This window comes from Pseudomonas sp. JL23, assembly GCF_056933585.1.
Genome location: NZ_CM167795.1, coordinates 2452881 through 2476330, shown reverse-complemented (window position 1 = coordinate 2476330; position 23450 = coordinate 2452881). Strand labels below are relative to the sequence as shown.

General features: G+C 60.8%; 17 protein-coding genes and 1 pseudogene. 8 read left to right on the top strand and 10 right to left on the bottom strand.

Going from position 1 to position 23450, the window contains the following annotated elements; genetic code table 11:
- Positions 1 to 12: 12 nt before the first annotated feature.
- Both AC1Z24_RS11630 and dacB read left to right on the top strand, forming a co-directional pair.
- Positions 13 to 357: a YggL 50S ribosome-binding family protein gene (locus AC1Z24_RS11630; RefSeq protein ID WP_259100168.1), complete on the top strand. Its 345-nt coding sequence runs from the start codon at positions 13 to 15 to the stop codon at positions 355 to 357.
- Between the two features lie 382 nt (positions 358 to 739).
- Positions 740 to 2209 carry a D-alanyl-D-alanine carboxypeptidase/D-alanyl-D-alanine endopeptidase gene (dacB, locus tag AC1Z24_RS11625; protein WP_483745746.1) on the top strand — a complete coding sequence of 490 codons (1470 nt, stop codon included), beginning with the start codon at positions 740 to 742 and terminating at the stop codon, positions 2207 to 2209.
- 9 nt (positions 2210 to 2218) lie between these two features.
- Here dacB and AC1Z24_RS11620 read toward each other — a convergent pair whose 3' ends face one another.
- Positions 2219 to 4615, bottom strand: coding sequence for a sensor domain-containing diguanylate cyclase (locus tag AC1Z24_RS11620; protein ID WP_483745745.1), 2397 nt, complete (start codon positions 4613 to 4615; stop codon positions 2219 to 2221).
- 254 nt (positions 4616 to 4869) lie between these two features.
- On the bottom strand, positions 4870 to 7122 hold the full coding sequence (gene rlmKL / locus AC1Z24_RS11615) for a bifunctional 23S rRNA (guanine(2069)-N(7))-methyltransferase RlmK/23S rRNA (guanine(2445)-N(2))-methyltransferase RlmL (RefSeq protein WP_483745744.1): 2253 nt from the start codon (positions 7120 to 7122) through the stop codon (positions 4870 to 4872).
- Positions 7123 to 7696: 574 nt separating this feature from the next.
- Between rlmKL and rmf the strand changes: the two genes are divergently transcribed.
- Entirely contained in the window at positions 7697 to 7912 is a 216-nt protein-coding gene (gene rmf / locus AC1Z24_RS11610; protein ID WP_002553055.1) for a ribosome modulation factor, read from the top strand.
- Positions 7913 to 8161: 249 nt separating this feature from the next.
- Here rmf and AC1Z24_RS11605 read toward each other — a convergent pair whose 3' ends face one another.
- Positions 8162 to 9187, bottom strand: a complete 1026-nt coding sequence (locus AC1Z24_RS11605; RefSeq protein WP_483745743.1) for a quinone-dependent dihydroorotate dehydrogenase — start codon at positions 9185 to 9187, stop codon at positions 8162 to 8164.
- Between the two features lie 422 nt (positions 9188 to 9609).
- Here AC1Z24_RS11605 and AC1Z24_RS11600 point away from each other — a divergent pair, with 422 nt between their 5' ends.
- The 5 genes and pseudogenes from AC1Z24_RS11600 (at position 9610) to cobA (ending at position 17570) form a co-directional block, all read left to right on the top strand.
- Complete coding sequence (locus AC1Z24_RS11600; protein ID WP_483745742.1) at positions 9610 to 10821, top strand: nitrate/nitrite transporter; 1212 nt, start codon at positions 9610 to 9612, stop codon at positions 10819 to 10821.
- Complete coding sequence (locus AC1Z24_RS11595; RefSeq protein WP_483745741.1) at positions 10821 to 12479, top strand: bifunctional protein-serine/threonine kinase/phosphatase; 1659 nt, start codon at positions 10821 to 10823, stop codon at positions 12477 to 12479. Before AC1Z24_RS11600 ends, AC1Z24_RS11595 begins: the two co-directional genes overlap by 1 nt.
- A 341-nt stretch (positions 12480 to 12820) precedes the next feature.
- A pseudogene (locus AC1Z24_RS11590) lies at positions 12821 to 14023 on the top strand (NAD(P)/FAD-dependent oxidoreductase); the annotation flags it as partial.
- A 29-nt stretch (positions 14024 to 14052) separates the two neighbouring features.
- Complete coding sequence (locus AC1Z24_RS11585) at positions 14053 to 16815, top strand: nitrate reductase (RefSeq protein WP_483745740.1); 2763 nt, start codon at positions 14053 to 14055, stop codon at positions 16813 to 16815.
- Positions 16812 to 17570 (top strand): uroporphyrinogen-III C-methyltransferase, encoded by a 759-nt coding sequence (gene cobA, locus AC1Z24_RS11580; protein ID WP_483745739.1) that lies wholly within the window; start codon positions 16812 to 16814, stop codon positions 17568 to 17570. Before AC1Z24_RS11585 ends, cobA begins: the two co-directional genes overlap by 4 nt.
- A gap of 186 nt (positions 17571 to 17756) precedes the next feature.
- On the opposite strand, the gene AC1Z24_RS11575 is transcribed toward cobA, so the two are convergent.
- The 7 genes from AC1Z24_RS11575 to AC1Z24_RS11545 all read right to left on the bottom strand — a co-directional run bounded on the left by AC1Z24_RS11575 (position 17757) and on the right by AC1Z24_RS11545 (position 23393).
- The gene (locus AC1Z24_RS11575) at positions 17757 to 18794 is read right to left on the bottom strand and encodes an OmpA family protein (RefSeq protein ID WP_413307920.1); all 1038 of its coding nucleotides are present in this window, start codon (positions 18792 to 18794) and stop codon (positions 17757 to 17759) included.
- 106 nt (positions 18795 to 18900) lie between these two features.
- Positions 18901 to 19491: an RNA polymerase sigma factor SigX gene (sigX, locus tag AC1Z24_RS11570; protein ID WP_259100202.1), complete on the bottom strand. Its 591-nt coding sequence runs from the start codon at positions 19489 to 19491 to the stop codon at positions 18901 to 18903.
- 87 nt (positions 19492 to 19578) lie between these two features.
- Positions 19579 to 20403 (bottom strand): mechanosensitive ion channel family protein, encoded by an 825-nt coding sequence (locus tag AC1Z24_RS11565; protein ID WP_259100205.1) that lies wholly within the window; start codon positions 20401 to 20403, stop codon positions 19579 to 19581.
- A 2-nt stretch (positions 20404 to 20405) separates the two neighbouring features.
- On the bottom strand, positions 20406 to 20651 hold the full coding sequence (locus AC1Z24_RS11560) for a CrfX protein (RefSeq protein WP_259100208.1): 246 nt from the start codon (positions 20649 to 20651) through the stop codon (positions 20406 to 20408).
- 89 nt (positions 20652 to 20740) lie between these two features.
- On the bottom strand, positions 20741 to 21736 hold the full coding sequence (locus AC1Z24_RS11555) for a zinc transporter ZntB (RefSeq protein WP_483745738.1): 996 nt from the start codon (positions 21734 to 21736) through the stop codon (positions 20741 to 20743).
- An 11-nt stretch (positions 21737 to 21747) separates the two neighbouring features.
- Entirely contained in the window at positions 21748 to 22236 is a 489-nt protein-coding gene (gene rraA, locus AC1Z24_RS11550; RefSeq protein ID WP_259100214.1) for a ribonuclease E activity regulator RraA, read from the bottom strand.
- Positions 22237 to 22406: 170 nt separating this feature from the next.
- Complete coding sequence (locus tag AC1Z24_RS11545) at positions 22407 to 23393, bottom strand: alpha/beta fold hydrolase (RefSeq protein WP_483745737.1); 987 nt, start codon at positions 23391 to 23393, stop codon at positions 22407 to 22409.
- Positions 23394 to 23450: the final 57 nt, after the last annotated feature.

The window sequence follows — 23450 nt, the reverse complement described above, 5'->3', positions numbered from 1 at the left end:
GAGGATCGCTTCATGGCCACTAACCGCTCCCGTCGTCTGCGCAAAAAGCTCTGTGTGGACGAGTTCCAGGAATTGGGCTTTGAGCTGAACCTGGAATTCAAAGAGGACCTGGGTGACGAGGCAATCGATGCCTTCCTCGACGCTTTCCTGGCTGATGCCATGGACGCCAACGGTCTGGACTATGTTGGCGGTGACGACTACGGTCTGGTCTGCCTGGCCAACCGCGGTTCCGTCAGCGAAGAGCAGCGCGCTACCGTTGAAGCCTGGCTCAAGGCTCGCAGCGAACTGACCAAGGTTGAAGTCAGCCCGCTGCTGGACGCCTGGTATCCGGAAAAGCCGATCAACCCGGCTGCCTGATAGCCGCTTGATTGCACGAAGAAGCCACCCCTCGGGGTGGCTTTTTTATGCCTGCCATTCCCCTGTCCCACTCTCTGCCCTCCCTGTGGGACCGGCTTTAGCCGGGAAGCGACATTCAACACCATGGATATGTTGCACCTGTAACACTCCCTTCCCGGCTAAAGCCGGTCCCACATCAGATCCATGCTGACACCACCGTGCAAAAAAATCCCGCCGGACGCTCGTAGTTAGGCACAAGTCACGTTGGCTTCGGGCATAATGCCGCTCTATTCAATTGTCATTTTCATTTATTACCAAAATTGCTTGTTTTACCGGCATTTACATCGAGGGCACCTTTTCACGCCTTCTTCTTCACCCTTATTTTTGCTTTAGGGTTTTTTTGATGATCAAGTCTTTACGTCCACTGTTGTTCGCCACCCTGTTCCTGCCCCTGACACTGCCTGCCTACGCTGCAACGATCAACACCGCCCTGCCCCCGAAGATCGAGCAGGCGCTCAAGGCGGCCAAGCTCAACGATAACGCCCTGTCCCTGGTGATGCTGCCGCTAAACGGCCCCGGCACGCCGACCGTGTTCAACGCCGACGTATCGGTCAACCCGGCGTCGACCATGAAGCTGGTAACCACCTTCGCGGCCCTGGAAATGCTCGGCCCGACCCACCAGTGGAAAACCGAATTCCTTACCGACGGCACCTTGAGCAACGGCGTGCTGCGCGGCAATCTGTACCTCAAGGGCGGCGGTGACCCCAAGCTCAACATGGAAAAGCTCTGGCTGCTGATGCGTGACCTGCGCGCCAACGGCGTACAGCAGATCACCGGCGACCTGGTCCTGGATCGCAGCTTCTTCATCCAGCCGCAGCTGCCGGAATTCAACGACGACGGCAACGACGAGAACAAGCCGTTCCTGGTCAAGCCGGACGCGCTGATGGTTAACCTCAAGGCTTTGCGCTTCGTGACCCGCAACGACGGCGGCAAGGTGCTGATCTCGGTGGAGCCGCCCATCGCCAGCATCCATGTGATCAACCAGGTCAAGCCCTTGGCTTCCAAGCAGTGTGGCGATGACGTGCGCTACAGCCCGGCGCCACAGCCCGACGGCAGCGTGGCTGTGACTGTCAGCGGCCCCCTGGCCGACGGCTGCAGTTCCCAGACCTACCTGTCGCTGCTCGACCACCCGACCTACACCGCCGGGGCCGTGCGCGCCATCTGGCAGGAGCTGGGCGGTACTATTCAAGGTGCAGATCGCCAGGCCAATGTGCCGGACAGCGCCAAGGTAGTGGCCCGGGCGTTCTCCCCGGACCTGGCGGAAATCATCCGCGACATCAATAAATTCAGTAACAACACCATGGCTCAGCAGCTGTTCCTGAGCCTGGGCGAAGCCTTCCGCAATGAAGCCGATGGCGATGACGCCAAGGCCGCACAGCGTGTGGTACGCCAGTGGCTGGCGAAAAAAGGCATTACCGCACCGCATCTGGTCATGGAAAACGGCTCAGGCCTGTCCCGTGCCGAACGGGTCAGCGCCCGGGAAATGGCCGTCATGCTGCAGGCCGCCTGGAACAGCCCCTACGCCGCCGAATACATGAGCTCGCTGCCTATCGCAGGCATGGACGGGACCATGCGCAAGCGCCTCAAGCGCAGTCCTCTGCTGGGTGAAGCGCACATCAAGACCGGCACCCTGAACACCGTGCGCGCAATCGCCGGTTTCAGCCGTGACAGCAATGGCAATACATGGGCCGTGGTCGCGATCCTCAACGATCCACGACCGTTCGGCCTGTCGTCGCTGCTCGATGAAGTGTTGCTGGAGTTGTATCGCCAGCCCAAGCTGGGCAACGCCAGCGTGTCGATCCAGCAGCCCTGATATCAGCCGTCAGGCGCGTTCCGGCTCGACCCGGTCGCGCCCGGCCTGCTTGGCCGCATAGACGCCCGAATCGGCGCGCAGCAACATCGCGTCGCCGTCCTCCTTGTCGCGCCAGCCAGCAATGCCGAAGCTGGCCGTGACCGGGCCGACGCCCTCGATCGGCTGATTGCGCAACGACTGCCATAACTGCAGGGCCAGTTCCTGTGCCTGCCAGGCGCTGGTGCCGGGGCACAGCACTACGAACTCCTCTCCGCCCAGGCGACAGAACACGTCATTGCGGCGCAACCGCTGGCTAATGCGTTGGCAGATTGTCTGCAGGACCTTGTCGCCCATGCCATGACCGTATTTGTCGTTGATCCGCTTGAAGTGATCAATATCCAGCATGATCACCGACATTTCCCCGCCATAACGCTCCAGTCGCGCCAATTCCGAGCGCAATCGATCCTGGAAGAAACGCCGGTTGTAGACGCCAGTCAGCACATCAGTCACTGACAGCGCCCGCAACTCTTCCTCGACCCGCTTGGTGTCGGAAATATCCGAGAAGAAACCATGCCAGAGAATCGCGCCGTCGTTCTGCCGCTCAGGCGTCGCCTCGCCGCGTATCCAGCGCTGCCCCTGAACCGGCAACTCGACTCGATACTCTTCGTGCCACGGCGTGAGATGGTCAGCGGACTGACGAATTGAAGCCTTGACCCGACCGACATCAAGGGGATTGATCCGCGCCAGGATCACTCCGATATCGGCGCGCATATCTTCCTCGGACAATTCAAACAGACTGCCCATGCCGACACTGGTGTAGGTGAACCCGGAGCGGCCATTGGTCTCAAGACGGTATTGGTAAATACCACCGGGGACATTGGCACTGAGTTTCTCAAGCAATTGATCCCGCGCCGCCAAGGCTTCATGGACGCGCTTGCGCTCAGTGACATCAATGCACACTGCCAGATAGCCCACCCATTGCTCCTGCTCGTCGCGCACCGCCGTCACCAGCATATTGACCTGCAACGAGCTGCCGTCGCGACGCAGCAGTGTCCACTCCTGAGACTCGTGACCATCCTCCTCTGCGGCTTCGACGAACAGCGCCTCATCTGCAGAAATCAGCCGACCGTAACGCTGGCTCATCTGCTCGCCATGGCGCTCCAGTTCGGCGCTCAGTTGGAAATCCTTCAATGAAAGCCGACCCAGCACCTGCTCATCGCGATAGCCGAGCATTTTCTGTGCGCCGACGTTGAAGGTGGTGATTACGCCATTGAGGTCGGTAGCGATGACCGCCACTTCGGTCGCCGCGTTGAGCACGTTGCGCAATTGACCATGGGTGCCGCGCAGTTGCTGCTCACGCATGCGCAGCTCTGCCGTGCGCTGATCGACCAGATACAAGGCCCGCTGGCGTTGGCTGACCAGGCTGTAGAGCAAGCCGCTGAGCAACAGACTCAGCATTGCGCCGAGCACGATCACATCACCGGTGGACGACTCATTGGCACTGAGAAAAGTGAGGGTAGGACGGATTTCCAGCAGGTAATCCCGATCCGCCATACCCAGCAGCGAGCTGACCCGCAGCATCTCGCTCGCCGCATCGGAAGGCGACTGGTAGAGCAACTGCAAGTCTGCGGGAGCCGTCAGATCACGCAGACTCACCGACAGATTGTCCTGCGCAGGCAGGCCTTCGGTCATCAATTGCTTGAGATTGATTGCGGCGATCAGATAGCCCAGTACATCGCGGGGCTGACCATCGGTCCTGACGACGCTGGACTGCACGGGAGAAACCAGCAGAACGCCATCGGCGCGACCATCGTCGTGCCCGAGCAACTCGGTGCGGGGGCTGGCGACCATGGTGCCCAATTGATAAGCGTGCTCAAGGGTCGCCTGACGCAAGGGTACGGAGAGCATGTCAAAGCCCGCCGGGGCCGCCGTACGCCCCATGGACTGCACGAACAGCAGGGGAAAATAGGTCTCGCGCTGACCTGCCTGGCGAAACCCGCCCTGGCCGTCCTGCTCAAGGATGCTGTAGTCGGCCCGCACATCCTCCCGCGCCTTGCTTTCGAAGGTCTCACGTTCAGCAGCCGTGACCCGCGGCGCCCAGGCATAGGCCTCGGTGCTGATCAGCAGCGGCGTGGCAAAACCGGCGAACTCCCGGCGAGTGACCTCATCGGAATAGAGAAAGAAACGTCGCAGGCTGTCCAGACGCCGGGCCTGATTATCGAGACGCTCCTGTATCCGACTGACCCGCTCCCCCGCGAGCAGATCGAAACGCTGACGCAGCTGGCGTTGATAAAGTTCGGTGCTGGCCATGGCCAGCATCGCTGTAAGCATGGCCCCTATCAGAAAAGCGACGATAGCAACCATCCAGGCAGATGTTTGCTCACTGATAAAGCCGAGAATCTTGGGTCTGAACTGCTTGGAAGACATACGCAGAACTCACGACATCGGCAGGATATGGCACACCCTCACTGTAGTTGGCTTGTAGCTATTCGCCACTAATCAGGGATGCGAAATATCACGTCGATACCATGGGACTGCACAGCACTGTGGGAGCCGCCTTGGTGGCGATCGAGCGCAAAGCGCTCGTAATAGCGTCCAAGACTCGTCTACCGCCATCGCCAGCAAGCCGGCTCCCACATACCCTCATTCCAACAGGGCCATTTGCAACACCCGCTATCCGATCACGCCCGCGCGGTAATCTTCCACGCCCGGTGAATCTTGCTGTTGCGGACAAAGTCCGGGTCGACGGTCTGGGCGGTGATTTCCTCGACGGCATAACGCTCGGCCAGGTTCTCTTCCAGCACGAACTTGCGGAAGTTGTTGGAGAAATACAGCACGCCGCCCGGCGCCAGGCGCGCCATGGCCAGGTCGATGAGTTGCACCTGATCGCGCTGCACGTCGAACACCCCCTCCATACGCTTGGAGTTGGAGAATGTCGGCGGGTCGATGAAGATCAGATCGTACTCATCGCGACTGGCTTCCAGCCAGACCATGACGTCACTCTGCTCAAGCCGATTCTTGTCGGAGAAGCCGTTGAGCGACAGGTTGCGTCGCGCCCAGTCCAGGTACGTGCGCGACAGGTCGACGCTGGTGGTACTGCGCGCGCCGCCCTTGGCTGCGTGTACGCTGGCCGTGGCGGTATAGCAGTACAGGTTGAGAAAGCGTTTGCCCTCGGCCTCGCGCTGGATACGCATGCGCATCGGCCGGTGATCGAGAAACAGGCCGGTATCGAGGTAGTCGGTCAGGTTGACCAGCAGCTTGATGCCGCCTTCGCCGACTTCCAGGAACTGGCCCTGGGCGCTCTGGCGCTCATACTGGCGAGTGCCGCTCTGACGCTCGCGACGCTTGATCACCACGCGGCTCTTGTCGATGCCCAGTGCCTGGGGAATCGCTGCCAGGGCATCGAACAGACGGGCCGAGGCCTTTTCCGGATCGATGGACTTGGGCGCCGCGTATTCCTGCACATGGACCCAGTCGTGATAGAGATCGATGGCCAAGGAATATTCCGGCATATCGGCGTCGTAGACCCGGTAGCAATCGATGCCTTCGCGGCGCACCCACTTGCCCATCTGCTTGAGGTTCTTCTGCAGACGGTTGGCAAACATCTGCCCGCCTTCGCTCAGACGTGGCTGTTCGATCACCGCCGGCACCGGCTTGATCGGGTTGCCGTTCTTGTTCAGCTTGCGCTCTTCAACCACTTCCTCGACCGGATTTTCCCGCTCGATCTGGCGCTGCTCGGGGGTACGACGCTCGCCGGTAACGAACTGATCCGGCTGGACCTTGATCAGCAACAGCTTGCACGGCAAGGCGCCGTTCCAGAAGGCGTATTGCTTGTGGCTGCGGATGCCCATGCGCTTGCCCAGGTCCGGGGCCCCGGTAAACACGGCGGCTTCCCAGTTCAGGCAGGCCTGACGCAGACGCTCGCCAAGGTTCTGGTAGAGGTACAGCAGGCTGGCCTCGTCGCCCAGGCGCTCGCCGTAGGGCGGGTTACAGATCACCAGGCCTTTCTGGTTCTGGTCCGGACGAGGTTCGAAGGTCGCGACTTCACCTTGATACACCTTGATCCAGTCGCTCAGGCCCGCACGTTCGATGTTGTTGCGGCCCGGCTGAATCAGTCGAGGGTCAGCTTCATAACCGCGAATCCACAGCGGCGGCTTGGCCAGACCGGCGGCGGCACGCTCCAGAGCCTCGTCGTGCAGCTTGCGCCACAGGGCCGGGACGTGGCCCAGCCACTGAGTGAAACCCCAGCGCTCGCGCTTCAGGTTGGGCGCGATGTCGGCGGCGATCATCGCGGCTTCGACCAGGAATGTACCAACACCGCACATCGGGTCGGCCAGGGCGCCGCCTTCAGCGGCAATGCGCGGCCAGCCAGAACGGATCAGGATCGCGGCAGCGAGGTTTTCCTTGAGCGGCGCGGCGCCCTGCTGCAGGCGATAGCCACGCTGGTGCAGGCTGTGACCGGACAGGTCGAGGGACAGAATGGCTTCGCCACGGTCCAGGCGCAGGTGCACGCGCAGGTCCGGGTTGAGCTTGTCTACCGAGGGGCGCAGGCCGTCAGCGGTACGCAGTTTGTCGACGATGGCATCCTTGACCTTCAGGGCGCCGAAGTGGGTGTTGTCGATCCCCGAGCCATGGCCGCTGAACTCCACCGCCAGGCTGCCGTCGGCTTCCAGGTGATCCTGCCAGTCAATGTCGAGCACGCCGTCATACAGGTCATCGGCGTTTTTCATCGGAAAACGCTTGAGCACCAGCAACACGCGGTTGGCCAGGCGCGACCACAGGCACAGGCGGTAGGCCGTCTCCATGCTGGCGCTGCCACGGATGGCCGAAGTGTGTTCACGGGTCTCTTCAAGACCCAGCGCAGTGGCTTCCTCGGCAAGCAGCCCTTCCAGGCCTTTGGGGCAAGTGAGGAAAAGTTCGTAACGGTCCGACATGAGACTTCCAGGGCCTGAGCCATAAGCGGCGGGCAACGCATTGCCGGCCAGATTTAAACAGACGCCTTTCTTGGAGAACGCCTGCGTGGCACAGAGTTTGTGCCGGTCCGCCGCACCAACGATAGTGTCAGTGCGACGGTAAACATAAGCGACCGTAACGGTCATGCAACAGTGTGATGAAAAAATAGCTATTGGGCCTGACAACCGCAGCGACAAAAAGTCACATCATGACCCTTCGTCGAATAACCCCTGACTGCATACGGCCATCATCTGCGGTTGAGAAACACTCTCATATTTCTCTCAAAGCCTTGATTCAGGGCGCCTGCAGAAATTCTCAGTTTTGAAACATATCTGTGCTTATCGCCCAAGCATTCCAAATATGACTTGCTTATGACAAAACGGTCATTCACAGCGCCCGACGCATTGGTTAGAACTCACCACAGGTTGTCACTGCAACGGTGACGACATCCAGGCCCGCGACGCCGGCAGCGGGCACCAACGGCAGAAATATTCTGCCCGACCTCGAGCAAGAGGTCTCAGGGACATAACAGTCAACAAACGAGGGCAACACCCTATGAGAAGACTTAAGCGTGATCCGTTGGAAAGAGCATTTTTACGCGGATATCAGTATGGCGTTCATGGTAAATCCCGTGAGCTTTGCCCTTTTACTCTACCGTCGGTACGCCAAGCCTGGATCAATGGCTGGCGAGAAGGACGTGGCGACAACTGGGACGGTATGACCGGCACTGCGGGCATTCACAGACTCAACGAACTTCACGCGGTCGGCTAAGGTAGCTGGACTCATCGACTGACAATCAATCTTTGCATCTTTACTGAAAACCATGCACGTCCCATCCGGACGGCGGGCTGCGGCCCAAGGGCTCCTTTATGGAGCCCTTTTTTATGGGCTCAACGCTAAATCGCCTTGCGCCACTTTCGTGGGAGCGAGGCTTGCCCGCGAAGAGGCCGGTACATCCGATACATATCTATAAACCAACACATAGCCTTCGCAGGCAAGCCTGGCTCCCACAGTCTGCGATCAGACGCGCGGCATCGCCGCAATCGCATCCACCGATTCTCGAATCAGCGCCGGGCCCTTGTAGATGAAGCCGGAGTAGATCTGCACCAGGCTCGCCCCGGCCGCAATCTTCTCGGCAGCGTGGCGGCCCTCGGTGATGCCGCCAGCAGCGATGATCGGCAGACGACCGGCCAGTTCTGCGGCCAGTACGCGGACCGTATTGGTGCTCTTCTCCCGTACCGGCGCACCGGAGAGGCCACCGGCCTCGTCGGCATGGGGCAGACCTTCGACGCCCTGACGGCTCAGGGTGGTGTTGGTGGCGATGACTGCGTCCATCCCGGTTTCAATCAGGGCCACCGCGACCAGCGCAGTTTCTTCATCGGTCATGTCCGGGGCGATCTTGATGGCCAGGGGCACGCGGCGGCCATATTGCAGGGTCAGGGCCTGCTGACGCACGCTCAAGGCTTCGAGCAATTGCTTGAGCGAGTCACCGAATTGCAGGCTGCGCAGGCCCGGGGTGTTGGGCGAACTGACGTTAACCGTGACATAGCTGGCGTGGGCGTAAACCTTGTCCAGGCACATCAGATAGTCATCGACGGCGCGCTCGACCGGGGTATCGAAGTTCTTGCCGATATTGATCCCCAGGATGCCCTTGTAGCTGGCGGCCTTGACCCGATTGACCAGATTGTCCACGCCCAGGTTGTTGAAGCCCATGCGGTTGATGATGGCTTCGGCATGGGGCAGGCGGAAAATCCGTGGTTTCGGATTGCCCGGCTGCGGACGCGGCGTCACGGTGCCGATCTCGACAAAGCCGAAACCCAACTGGGCAAAACCGTCGATGGCGGCGCCGTTCTTGTCCAGGCCCGCCGCCAGTCCCACCGGATTGGGGAACGCCAGGCCCATGACCGTCACCGGCAGACGCGCAGGCGCCTTGCTCAGCAGGCCATTGAGGCCCAGGCGGCCACCGGCGCCGATCAAGTCCAGGGACAGATCGTGGGAGGTCTCGGGGGAGAGTTTGAACAGTAACTGGCGGGCCAGGTTATACATGGGCGGGCGCGGCTCGAGGAGGCTGGAGACAGGGCGGGGATTATAGACAGTTCAAAGGGTGCGCGCGACCGCGTTTGCGCAGTGATCACTCTTGAAGCACCCGCCCCTTGCGCGCACCAAAGCAGAACCGCTGCAGGCACCCCGCAATACTCGCGCTCCCCGCCAACCCGCTCAGGCTGGCGTTTGCCAGGTTTGGCCCGGCTTTTGCTAAAGCCATTACGCAGGCAGCCAACGGCGGTTGCCCCACTGAATACGACAAAGACGTCGCCTACCCCTTCGCTGAACAGCGAATCGGGTTGCGACGTTTTTTTTCGTCTTGGCTCCGCGGTCTGGAGCCGGTGGAGCCGCCGTGTGTGCGCTCCACCTCGTATCCGTCGCGGTCCTCGGCCCGACAGGTTCCCCTTTTGCAGATGAGGTGTTCGATGAGTACAAGTTTCTGGAAGGCCGGTCACAAACCCACCCTGTTTGCCGCTTTTTTGTATTTCGACCTGAGCTTCATGGTCTGGTATCTGCTCGGCCCCCTGGCGGTGCAGATTGCCGCTGACCTGCACTTGAGCACCCAGGAGCGCGGGCTGATGGTCGCCACGCCGATCCTGGCCGGGGCCGTATTGCGCTTTCTGATGGGGATGCTGGCCGATCAACTGTCACCGAAGACCGCCGGTATCATTGGCCAGGTCATCGTCATCGTCGCCCTGCTCGGCGCCTGGCAACTGGGTATTCACAGCTACGGCCAGGCCTTGCTGCTCGGCGTTTGCCTGGGTATGGCCGGTGCGTCCTTCGCCGTCGCCCTGCCCCTGGCCTCGCAATGGTATCCGCCAGAGCATCAAGGCAAAGCCATGGGCATCGCCGGGGCCGGTAACTCCGGGACAGTATTTGCTGCTCTGATCGCGCCGGTACTGGCCGCAGCTTTCGGCTGGACCAACGTCTTCGGCTTTGCCCTGATCCCGTTGATCCTGACCCTGATCGCCTTCTCGCTGATGGCACGCAACGCTCCGGAACGCAGCAAGCCGAAATCCCGCGCCGACTACCTCAAGGCCTTGGGCGACCGTGACAGCTGGTGGTTCATGTTCTTCTACAGCGTGACCTTTGGCGGCTTCATCGGCCTGGCCAGCGCCCTGCCCGGTTACTTCAACGACCAGTACGGCCTGAGCCCGGTGACTGCCGGTTACTACACCGCCGCCTGCGTTTTCGGTGGCAGCCTGATGCGTCCGTTGGGCGGCGCGCTGGCGGATCGTTTCGGCGGCATTCGCACCCTGTCGTTCATGTACACCGTAGCGGCCATCTGCATTGCTGCCGTGGGCTTCCATATTCCCAGCTCCTGGGTGGCTCTGGCGCTGTTCGTTTCGGCGATGCTGGGCCTCGGTGCCGGTAATGGCGCGGTATTCCAACTGGTACCACAACGCTTTCGCAAGGAAATCGGCGTAATGACCGGCCTCATCGGCATGGCTGGCGGCATCGGCGGCTTCCTGCTCGCTGCGGGTCTGGGCGCGATCAAGCAGAACACCGGTGACTACCAACTGGGCCTGTGGCTGTTCGCTCTGCTCGGCGTACTGGCCTGGTTCGGCCTGCTCAACGTCAAGCGTCGCTGGAGAACCACCTGGGGTTCGGCTGCCGTCACCGCAGCACGGGTCTGATGGGCCTGCAACTGCGGGTTGCCCAGTTCAGCGCCAGCGGTCCACGGGCGGAGAATCAGGACGCTGTGCGCCTGGTCACTCCGGCCCCGGCCCTGGCCGCCAGCAAAGGTTATCTGTTCGCCCTGGCCGACGGCGTCAGCCAGTGCCAGGACGGCAGGCTGGCGGCCCAGGCAACTTTGCAGGCCCTGGCGCTGGACTACTACTCGACCCCGGAAACCTGGGGTATCACCCAGGCGCTGGACCGTCTGTTACTGGCGCAGAACCGTTGGCTGCTGGCCAACGGCCTGCTCACCACCCTCAGCGCCCTGGTCCTGCGCGGTAGACGCTTTACCCTCGCCCATATCGGCGACTGTCGGGCCTATCGCTGGCAGACCGGGCACTTGCAGCGCTTGAGCGAAGACCATGTATGGGAACAACCGGACATGCAGCATGTGCTAAAGCGCGCCCTGGGCCTGGATCAGCATGTGGTCATGGACTACCTGGACGGCGAGCTGCAGGCTGGCGAGCGGCTGTTGCTGCTCAGCGACGGCGTTTGGGCGACCCTCGCCGACAGCCATATTCGCGCCATTCTCGACGAACAGACTGACTTGGACAGTGCCGTGCAGACTCTGGTCAGCGCCGCGCACCGGGCCGGTAGTCAGGACAATGCCAGCGCGCTGCTGGTGCAAATCGATGCATTGGGTCAGGACGATCTCGGCGACACCCTGCGCCAGTTGCAGCAATGGCCCCTGCCGCCGCGGCTGAAACCCGGTCAGCGCTTCGAGGGCTGGCAGGTGACCCGCCTGCTCAACGAGTCGCGGCAATCCCTGCTCTACCGGGTGCAGGACGACCAGGGCCAACCCTGGCTGCTCAAGACCTTGCCCGACAGCCGCCATCAGGACAGCGAAGCCGGCCCCGCCCTGCTGCTTGAGGAGTGGTTTCTGCGCCGGGTCGCGGGCCGGTGGTTCCCTGAGATTCACCCCGCCCCGGATCGCCAGCATCTGTATTACCTGATGCGCGAATACCCCGGCCATACCCTGGCGCAATTGTTCGAAGGCAGCGGACCGCTGCCGGTGGCGCAATGGCGGGATCTGGCCAATCGCCTGCTGCGCGCCGTTGGCCTGCTGCATCGACGCAATATCATTCATCGCGATATCAAGCCGGACAACCTGTTGCTCAGCGATGACGGCGAACTGCGCCTGCTGGATTTCGGCCTGGCCTTCTGCCCCGGCCTGTCGCTCATGGCACCTGGTGAATTGCCCGGCACCCCGAGTTTCATTGCCCCGGAGGCCTTCAAGGGCGCGCCACCCGATCCGCAACAGGATCTGTATGCCGTCGGCGTCACCCTGTATTACCTGCTGACCGGACACTATCCCTACGGCGAGATCGAGGCCTTTCAGCAGCGTCGTTTCGCCAGCCCGGTCCCGGCCAGTCGCTATCGCCCGGATCTGCCCGATGGCCTGGAACAGAACCTGATGCAGGGCCTGGCGGTGGATCCGCAACAGCGCTTTGAAACCGCCGAACAATGGCTGCTGCAACTGGAACAGGCCGAGCACCAGCCTCTGGTTCCGCGTCGTCAACCGTTGCTTGAGCGGGAACCGTTGAAGGTCTGGCGCACCCTGGCACTGGTCTCGCTGTTGATCAACCTGATCCTGATGGTGTGGTTGTTCAAGGGCTGAGGATTGCGCCAATCCGGTGCAAAAAGCCTCGCAATGGTGCAAATCAGATCAGTCAAAAGGTCTGTGGACCTGCTGTGGAGCCCCGGAACCGCACAATACCGTAGGACCGGCTTTAGCCGGGAGGACGCTCTCGCGGCTAAAGCCACTCCTACAGGCAAACCCTCTAGACACTTGGCACAACCGCTGCATAGCCAACTGCAGAGAACTACATCGCGCTCGCTTTCAACGATGAAAGCGGCGCCTCCCGAGATAACGGGACAGGACAAAGGCGTCCTGCCAGGCAACTGGCAGGACGCCTTTTTTGTTTGCGCAGAATTTGTCGAGCAGGCCCGGAGAGACCCATGAAAAAACCCAGACTGGTCATGATCGGCAACGGCATGGCAGGCGTACGCACCCTGGAAGAGCTGCTCAAGCTCAGCGGCGACCTCTACGACATCACGGTGTTCGGTGCCGAGCCGCACCCCAACTACAACCGCATCCTGCTCTCACCGGTTCTAGCCGGAGAGCAATCCTTCGACGATATCGTGCTCAACGACCTGGGCTGGTACCTGGATAACAATATCCAGCTGCTGCTTAACCGTCGGGTGGTGAAGATCGACCGGGCCCGGCGCCTGGTCATCGCCGATGATGGCACCCAGGCCCACTACGACCGCCTGCTGATCGCCACCGGCTCCACGCCCTTTATTCCGCCGATTCCGGGCCATAGCCTCGACGGTGTGATCGGCTATCGCGACATCGCCGATACCCGCACCATGATCCACACCGCCGGGACCCACCGTCACGCCGTGGTGATCGGCGGCGGCTTGCTGGGCCTTGAGGCCGCCAACGGCCTCAAGTTGCGCGGCATGGACGTCACCGTGGTACATATCGGCAAATGGCTGCTGGAACGGCAGCTGGACATGACTGCCGGCCTGCTGTTGCAGAACGCCCTGGAAAGTCGCGGCCTGAATTTTCGCCTGAACGAACAGACCCAGGCCCTGCTGGACGACGATCAGGGTCGGGTCAAGGCCGTGCAGTTCGCCAATGGCGAGCAAGTCGCCGCCGACCTGGTGGTGATGGCTGCCGGGGTCCGGCCAACCACCGAACTGGCCGAGCAGGCCGGGCTGCCGTGCCAGCGTGGCATTCTGGTCAACGACACCCTGCAAACCTACGACCCGCGCATCTATGCCATTGGCGAATGCGCCAGCCATCGCGGGATCGCCTATGGCCTGGTGGCGCCGCTGTTCGAGCAGGCCAAGGTCTGCGCCAATCACCTGGCGCAACTGGGCTTCGCCCGCTACAAGGGCTCGGTGACCTCGACCAAGCTCAAGGTCACCGGCATCGACCTGTTCTCCGCCGGAGACTTCATGGGCGGCGAAGGCACCGAGAGCCTGACCCTGCGTGATCCCTTCAGCGGGATCTATAAGAAACTGGTCATCAGGAACGACGTCTTGGTCGGCGCTTGCCTGTATGGCGACACCGTTGACGGCGGCTGGTACATGCAGCTGATTCGCGAAGGCCGCTCCATTGCTGACATCCGCGATCAGTTGATGTTTGGTCAGGACTGGCCGGTCGCAATCGGGGAAGCCGCGTGATGGGACTGCCAAGCACACCCCCCCTGACTCTGGTTCCCGCAGCGGACACCCGCACTACTGCCTCGACCTGCTGCTATTGCGGCGTCGGTTGCGGGGTTCTGATCGAACACGACGACGAGAAAATCCTCGGTGTCAGCGGCGATCCGCAGCACCCGGCCAACTTCGGCAAGCTGTGCAGCAAGGGCGCGAGCCTGCACCTGACCGGTGATCTCAGCGCCAGAGCCCTGCAACCGGAACTGCGCCTGAGCAAGTCACTGCCCCGCAGTGCCACTGACTGGGACACCGCTCTGGATCATGCCGCCAGCCTCTTCGCCCGAACCATCCACGAACACGGCCCGGACAGCGTGGCCTTCTATATCTCCGGCCAGTTGCTGACCGAGGACTACTACGCCTTCAACAAACTGGCGCGGACCGTGGTCGGCACCAACAATATCGACAGCAATTCACGCCTGTGCATGTCGTCGGCGGTGGTCGGCTACAAGCGCAGCCTCGGCGCCGACGCCCCGCCGTGCAGCTACGAAGATATCGAGCTGAGCGATTGTGTACTGATCGTCGGCAGCAATATGGCCTACGCCCATCCGGTACTGTTTCGTCGCTTGGAAGAAGCCAAAAGCCGGCGCCCCGAGATGAAAATCATCGTGATCGACCCGCGCCGCACCGATACCTGCGAGCTGGCCGACCTGCATCTGGCGATTCTGCCAGGCACCGATGTCGCCCTGTTCCATGGGATTCTTCATCTGCTGATGTGGGAAGGCTGGATCGACCAGGACTTTATCGAGGCTCACACCGAGGGCTATGCCGAGCTGAAAAGCCTGGTCCACGACTACCCGCCGCAAAAAATCGCCGAACTCTGCGGCATTTCCCTGGACCATCTGCTGACCTGCGCGCGCTGGATCGGTCAGGCGCCAAGCTTTCTGTCGCTGTGGTGCATGGGTCTGAACCAGTCGACGTCCGGCAGCGCGAAGAACAGCGCGCTGATCAACCTGCACCTGGCCACCGGGCAGATCGGCCGCCCCGGCGCAGGACCGTTCTCCCTGACCGGTCAGCCCAATGCTATGGGCGGCCGCGAAACCGGCAGTCTCTCCAATCTACTGCCGGGGCATCGTGAAGTCGCCAACCCCGAACATCGCGCTGAAGTTGCCGCCTATTGGGGGGTGCCTGAACTGCCGGATACACCTGGCTTGTCCGCCATCGAACTGTTCGACGGCATGGCCAATGGCACCATCAAGGCCGTGTGGATCGCCTGCACCAACCCGGCTCAGTCGCTGCCGGACCAGCTCAAGGTGCAGCAGGCGCTGAATACCTGCCCGTTCGTGGTCTTGCAGGAAGCCTTTCACACCACCGAAACCGCCCGTTTCGCCGATCTGCTGCTGCCCGCCGCCAGTTGGGGCGAGAAAGAAGGCAGCGTGACCAACTCCGAGCGTCGGGTGTCGCGGGTGCGTAGAGCGATTCCGGCACCGGGCCAGGCTCGCCCTGACTGGGCCATCACTGTGGATTTCGCCCGGCGTCTGCAGGAGCGTCTACGCCCCGGCAGCCCCGCCCTGTTGAATTTCGCCACGCCCCAGGCGTTGTTCGATGAGTACAAGCAGCTGACCCGTGGCCGCGATCTGGACCTGAGCGGTCTCGGCTACGAGCTGATCGAGCAACGCGGGCCGCAGCAATGGCCCTTCCCCGAAGGCGCGCAAAACGGCACGGCACGCCTGTATCAGGACGGTATCTTTCCAACGCCGTCGGGGCGCGCACGCTTTATCAGCGAAGCGTATCAGGCGCCCAAAGAACTGCGCGACGCGCGCTATCCCCTGACCCTCAACACCGGCCGCCTGCGCGATCAGTGGCACGGCATGAGCCGCACCGGTACGGCCGCGCAATCATTCGGCCATGTCAGCGAAGCGGTGCTGAGCCTGCATCCTGATGAACTGCAGCGCCATCGCTTGCAGGCCGGTGATCTGGTGCGCCTGCACAGCCGCCGGGCCAGCCTGATCGTGCCCGTCGTCGCTGATCCGGGCGTACGTCCCGGCCAGGCCTTTCTGCCGATGCATTGGGGCGAGCGCTTCCTCAAGGGCGGGGTCAATGTACTGACCCAACCGGCCTATGACGCCATCTCCAAGCAGCCGGAACTGAAGCATTCCGGCGTGCGCCTGGAGCGGGTCAAGTTGCCATGGCAGCTGTACATCCTGATCGAAGGTGATGTGCAGCGTCATTTACAGAAGGTTCGCCCCCTGTGTGACGCCTTTGCCTACGCCAGCCTCGGCCTGGTCGGACGAGAGCGCCCGGCCCTGCTGATCCGCGCTGCCAGTGTCGAAGCGCCCGCAGCAGAGTGGCTGCAACAGATCGACGAGGCGCTGGGCCTGGAAAGCAGCTCGGTCATGGCTTACGACGATGGCAAACACGGGGTGGGCAAACGCATCCGCCTCGATAACGGGCGCATCACTGCGATCCGCCTGGCCGGGGAAACCGCCGCCCGGCACTGGCTGCAAGGGCTCTGGCAGGAAGGCCGGGTCGACGAATCCCTGCGTCGCTGGCTGTTGGCCCCGCTGAGCACGCCACCGGGCAAGAGCAGCAAGCCAGCAGCAAGCGGCAAGACTCTGTGCAATTGCAAAAACGTCAGCGAAGCGGCCGTGCTGGGCGGTATCGAGCGCGGTATGGATCTGAATCAATTGAAAGGCCAACTGGGCTGCGGGACCCTGTGCGGTTCCTGCGTGCCGGAAATCAAGCGTCTGCTGGCGGCCGCAGCGCCGATCACTGTGAGGAGTGCGTCATGAGTGCGAAAGTCTGGTTGGTCGGTGCAGGTCCCGGTGATCCCGAACTCTTGACCCTCAAGGCCGTGCGCGCCTTGAACGAAGCTGATGTGGTGCTGATCGACGATCTGGTCAATCCCGCCGTACTGCAACATTGCCCCGGTGCGCGAATAGTGTCGGTGGGCAAGCGTGGCGGCTGCCGCTCGACACCCCAGGCCTTCATCAATCGCCTGATGCTGCGCTATGTACGGCAAAAGCGTTGCGTGGTCCGGCTCAAGGGCGGCGACCCGTGCATTTTCGGCCGGGGCGGCGAAGAAGCCGAGTGGCTGCGTGACCATGGCGTCGAGGTTGAAGTCGTCAATGGCATTACCGCCGGGCTGGCCGGGGCGACGCAATGCGGCATTCCCCTGACCCTGCGCGGGATCAGTCGCGGCGTGACCCTGGTCACGGCTCACACTCAGGATGACAGCCAACTGGACTGGCAGGCTCTGGCCAAGGGCGGCACGACGCTGGTGGTGTATATGGGTGTCGCCAAGCTGGGCGAGATCCGCGACAGCCTGCTGGCCGGCGGCATGACCGCGGACACTCCCGTGGCCATGATCGAGAACGCTTCCCTGCCCCATCAGCGCGAATGCCGCAGCTCACTGGCCGCTATGCAGCAGGACGCCGCAGACTTCGAATTGAAGAGCCCGGCCATTCTTGTAATTGGTGCGGTAGCGGCCAGCGGACAGGCGCTGTCGCCCAAGGCAGCTACAAAATCCGTCTCAGGAGTAAGGTGACGATTACACAATCCCGTGGGAGCGAGGCTTGCCCACGAACCGGACGGCGTGGCGCAATAGACACTCCGCGTAAAGGCTGTCGCGGGTAACCCCGGCTCCAACGAATTATCTGCATATATCCAAATACCAAATCGCAGGCAAAGAAAAGCCCGGCCTAAGCCGGGCTTTTCTATTGAAGCGGGCTAATTACTTAGCTTGAGCTTCTACTTCAGCTTCTACGCGACGGTTAACCGCGCGGCCAGCTTCAGTTGCGTTGTCAGCCACTGGACGGGTTTCGCCGTAGCCTTTGGACTGAACGCGGTTGCCGCCAACACCGTACTGGTTAACCAGAACTTGTTTAACTGCGTCAGCACGACGCTGCGACAGTTTCTGGTTGTAAGCGTCAGGACCGACGGAGTCAGTGTGACCTTCAACAGTGGTGGTGGTCTGTGGGTACTGTTTCATGAAGTCAGCGAGGTTTTTGATGTCGCTGTAGCTGTTCGGCTTGACCACAGATTTGTCGAAGTCGAATTTCACGTCCAGCTGAACACGAACAACTTCAGCTACAGCTGGGCAGCCGTTAGCGTCAACAGTTACGTTGGCTGGAGTGTTAGGGCACTTGTCAACGTTGTCGCAAACGCCATCGTTGTCGCTGTCGGAGCAAACGGCTGGAGCCGCTTCAACAGGTGCAGCTTCAACTTTCTTGGAGCCGCCACCGAAGTTCACACCGATACCAACGCTTGGTGCCCACTCGGTGTCACCTTGGTCGATGTTGTACTGAGCTTCAACGCCAGCACGGGCGTAGAAGTTTTCGGTGAAGTACAGTTTTGCACCAGCGCCAACGTTGGCGAAGGTGGAACGGTTACGACCGCCGCTGCCATTCTGGCCAATGCTTTGGTCGGAGAAACCGGCCGAGACGTATGGACGCAGCATGTCGCCTGGCTTGTTGAAGTGGTACAGAGCATCAAGGGCAGTGTCTGCGCCTTTGATGTTACGACCGTCATCGCTACGGACGTTGTGCACTTCGTCGTAGCCCAGACGCAGCTCAACGTCGTCAGTCAGGAAGTAGCCAACCGAACCGCCGAACAGGTTGCCGTTATTTTTGAAATTACGGGCGCTGTCGTACTGTTCTTTCTTGGCGAAGCCTTCGATCTCGACTGCGCCTTGGCCTTGAGCCAGAGCGCCGAACGATGTCGCGGCAACAATAGTACCAATGGCCAAGCCCAAGGTGTTTTTCAGTTTCATCCGTTAAATCCCCATCTGGTGATTGTGAAGCAGTCCCGCATATCCGGGGACAACTCATCGGCAAGTCTAACAGATTTGCCTGCTCGTTAGAGATCTTTGCTCCGAGTTAAGTTTCGGTAATGCCTGCAAATTTCTCACGTAATTTATCAAGTGCTCGTTTGTAGCGCATTTTCGTGGCACTCAGGCCCATGTGCATTATGTCTGCGATCTCCTGAAATTCCAGTTCTGCGACAAAACGCAGCACCAAAATTTCCCGATCGATCGGGTTCACATGCACAAGCCAGCGATCGAGTCCGCCCTTCTCTTCAGGTTTTGGCGTCTTGTCTTCCGACGCTTCCTCAAGAGGGTCCAGACTCAAAGCATCCATCAACCGACGCTTTCGCCGTTCCTTTCTGTACTGGGTGATGCATTCATTATACGTAATGCTGTAGAGCCAGGTTTTGAACTTCGATTTACCCTCGAAATTCTTCAAGCCATACAACACCTTAAGCATCACTTCCTGACAGACATCATCAGCATCGCGATCGTTCCCCAAATATCGTGCACAGACGTTAAAAAGGGTTCGCTGATAGCGACGCATCAATTCTTCGTAAGCCCGCGTCACGTGAAATAGTTCAACGTGCGAGCGCGCCACCAACTCCTCATCAGAGAGTTCGCGGGGGTCATAGCGCATCGATAGCGGTTGGGGGTTATTCAAAACAAGTCGTGCCGACAGTCAGGTCATTGGCCGCCACGGCGCGGATTTGCGACTATTCGTGGCGGCATAGCTTAACAGGTTAGCGGCCTATCGGCTGCTCACTTGTTGATCAAGAAGAATACGGTTGGACAATGACACCAGCTCGCCGTCATCTGTCAGCAGCGTAGTTTTCACCGTACCGATTTCTTCGATCTGCCCTTCGACCCCTCCCACACGCACATGTTGCCCAACCTGATACAACTCCCGCACATAAATCCCGGCCAGTATCTGGCTCGCCAATTCACGGCTGCCCAGGCCCATCGCCAGGGCGACGGCCAGACCAACGGTCAACAGCGCGATGACGATCACATGGTTGAGCAGGTCAGTCTTGACCTCCAACTGACTGATAGCCACCGAAATACTGATGATAATGACCAGGCCCTGGGCGATTCGCCCAAGGCCCGCTGAATAATCCAGGCCTACGCCCTCGGCAGCACCGCGCACCAGGCCATTGGCCAGTTGTGCCAGCAGCACACCCACCAGCAGCACCAGGGCCGCGCCGAACACTTTCGGCAGGTACAGCGCCAACATGTCGAGGGTGGCGGAAACCCGCTCCAGACCCAGGGACTCGGCGGCGGACACAAGGAAAATAAGCAGGACGAACCAATAGATGATCTTGCCGATCAGGGTCGAGATCGGCACCTGTACACCGGCGCGGCTGATCAGCTTGGTCAGGCCCGTACCGCCCATCAGACGATCCAGGCCCAGCTTGGCAAGCAGCTTGGACAACAGGGTATCGAGCAGCTTGGCGACGACGAACCCCAGCAGCACCACAACAAGGGCACCGAAAAGGTTGGGGATGAAGTTTGCGACTTTGGTCCACAATGCAGTCATTGCGGCAACCAGGCTCTGTGTCCAGAGATTCAATTCCATATTCACTCAGCCTTATCGACAGGGCGGTTGTTCTGTTTGCGGCGGGAAACCGGGGCGATATGCGCCGAACCATTGTTCAGGGCAATCATCATGGCCTGGGACCAGCGGCCCAGCAGGCTGAACAGCACACCGGCACCGACCTGGCGGTTGGCGGTCTTGAGAACTCGCCCCAGACACGCATCGTCATCCCGGCTGGAGGACGACGAGTTGAGCATGTCACGCAGTGATTCTTCGAACGGATCGTGCATAGGCACCTCACGCAATGTCACTGGGAGACGTGGCCGATTTCAGGCGAGTCACAAATGAGTCATCCGGTAACGCATAAAAAATGTAACCGTCATACCCAGCGCAGCTTTCTGAACAGCCACCATTGTCCCACCGCCACCGCCACCATCATCATGCAGGCGACCAGAAAGCCATAAGGGCTGCCCGATCCGGGAATGCCGCCGACGTTGATACCCAACAGGCCGGTGAGGAAGCTCATGGGCAGGAAGATCCCGGTGACCACGCCGAAACGGTACATGGTCCGGCTCATGCGCTCACTGAGGCGACGGTCTTCGGATTCCAGCACCAGCCCTACACGCTCCCGCGTCAACTCAAGCTCCTCAAGGTAACGGGTCAGGCTGTTGTTCAGCTCGTTCCAGTAATCGCCGTCATCGGCGACGAACCAGGGCAACTTGCAGCGCGTCAGCTGACCATAAATGTCCCGTTGCGGGGCCAGAAAACGTCGCAGACCGGCCGCACGACGGCGGATATGCAGCATTTTGCCGTGATCCGGCTCGTACCGCTCGTCGGCGTCGATCTTCTCTTCTTCGTCATCAATGGATTCAGTCAGGTCGCTGACCAGTGCCTGAACCTTATCGGTGAGGTATTGCGCCAGATAAAGAATCAGCTCGGAGGCGGTTTTTGGCCCCTTGCCTTCGTTGAATTTTTCGATCAGTTCGTCCGTGGCGCGCAATGGCCGCAGACGCAGGGAAATGACCCGCTGGGCCGCCGCGAAAATCCTTACCGAGACCATATCTTCAGGCTCGGCGCCAGGATTGAGGTTGACCCCGCGCAGGAACAGCAGCAGTTCTTCATCAGGCAGTGACAACATTCGCGGGCGGGTATTTTCTTCCAGCAGCAGGTCGCAGACAAACTCGCTCAGGCCACTGGCACTGCGCAACCAGGTGTGGGTTTGCGGATGACTGCGATCCCAGTGCAGCCAGACACTTTCGTGCGGCTGCAATTGCAGGGTTTGCAGATCGGTACGAGCGATGAAACGCGCCCCGCCTTTGCCGTCCAGTACCAAGGCATGAACCAGCCCCCACTGCGCGTTTGTTTCGTCAAGCATTCAGGTTTCGCTTATTCCGGCATTGTCAGAGGCGATGGTGAAACGATGACGCCATTATTGTCGGCGTAGACATACTCACCCGGACGGAAGGTAACACCGGCGAAGGTCACGGCTACGTTGAGGTCGCCAATGCCGCGCTTGTCGGTCTTCATCGGGTGCGTGGCCAGGGCCTGGACACCCAGGTCGGTCTGGGCGATGACATCGACGTCACGGATGCAGCCGTAGATCACCATGCCTTCCCAGCCATTGTGTGCGGCCTTCTCGGCCAGCAGGTCACCCAACAGGGCACGACGCAGGGAACCGCCGCCGTCGACCACAAGCACCTTGCCCTTGCCGTCGAGTGCCACCTGATCGCGGATCAGGGAGTTGTCTTCGAAGCATTTGATCGTGACGATTTCACCACCAAAGGAATCTCGGCCGCCAAAGTTGCTGAACATGGGTTCGAGCACCTGGACCAGTTCCGGGTAGGCATCGCACAGATCGGGCGTAATGTAATGCATGGTTAACTCCTGTCAGGTGAAGATCGCAGGCACAGAAGCGTAGTCTAGCGCGATCAAGTTGAACGGTGCCTGTCAGACAATAATATGAAAGTGGTTACTTTCGTGACCAAAGTTGGCTGATTCGTCACATCTTAGCCCCTGCTCCGCCCTAGCGGAATCGTTCAAACGTCTTAACCCGCCGCAGCCTCAGGCAACGCGTCTTCGGTCACCGGCGAACGCTCCCGCAGCCAGTCAGCGACCAGCGGCCAGACCTCCGTTTGCGCAGATTTGCTGACCAGCATCTGCACATGGCCGAAGTCTTCGCTGAAACCGTGCTCGCGGCCCAGGCAGACAAATTTCCGCTCGGAAGAGCCTATCTGCTCGAACAACTTGCGGCAGGCCCATTCCGGGTCCTGCTCGTCCCCAACCGCCGCCACTGCCAGCACCGGCACCTCGACATCCTTCAGACCGGTCCACCAGTTGCCGTGGGCATCGCCGAAACGACCGAACAGGCCATGCCAGCGCATGCTTTCCAGCACCAGGCCGATCGGCTCATCTTCCGGGCCGCGCTTGAAACGCGGGCCAGAGATATGCTCGAAGGGCTTGAGCAACAGGCGCCCGGACCATTGCACCGGCGGCACTTTCAGTGGCCAGTAGGTGCGGCTGACCTGGCTGCCGAACAGCGCCACGGAAGCTGCGCCCGGCGCGCCCAGGTATTGCCCGCCCAACGCCGCAGCCAGGGTGGTGCCGCCCAGTGAGTGACCGATCCAGTGCGGAATCTGTCCGCTCTGCTCGCGGACAAAGGCGGAAATGGCCGGCAAGTCGTAACGCGCGTAGTCCGCCACACGGTTGGAACGATACGCCTGGTTGCGCGCCGACAGGCCATGGCCGCGCATCTCCGGGATCCATACATCGAACCCGGCCCGGGCCAGATAGGCGCCCAGGCCGATGCCCTTTGGCGAATACCAGAAGCGGCGGTTGGAAAAGCTGCCGTGCAGCAGGATGACTGGCACGCCGCGCTGATCGGGGTGTTCGAACAGGCCCAGGCGCGTGACCGCAAGCTCCACGCTGTAGTCCGGACTGTTGGCGGGTTTGAGGCGATACACGTCCTCGATCAGATCGCCGCAACGTTCGGCGCTGATCAAGGCTACGGGAAAAAGAGTGCTGCTGCTTTGCATAGAGCTCTTGCGTAAAAACGGGCGGCCGGAAAACCACCCTGCGAAAAAAGGCCGACC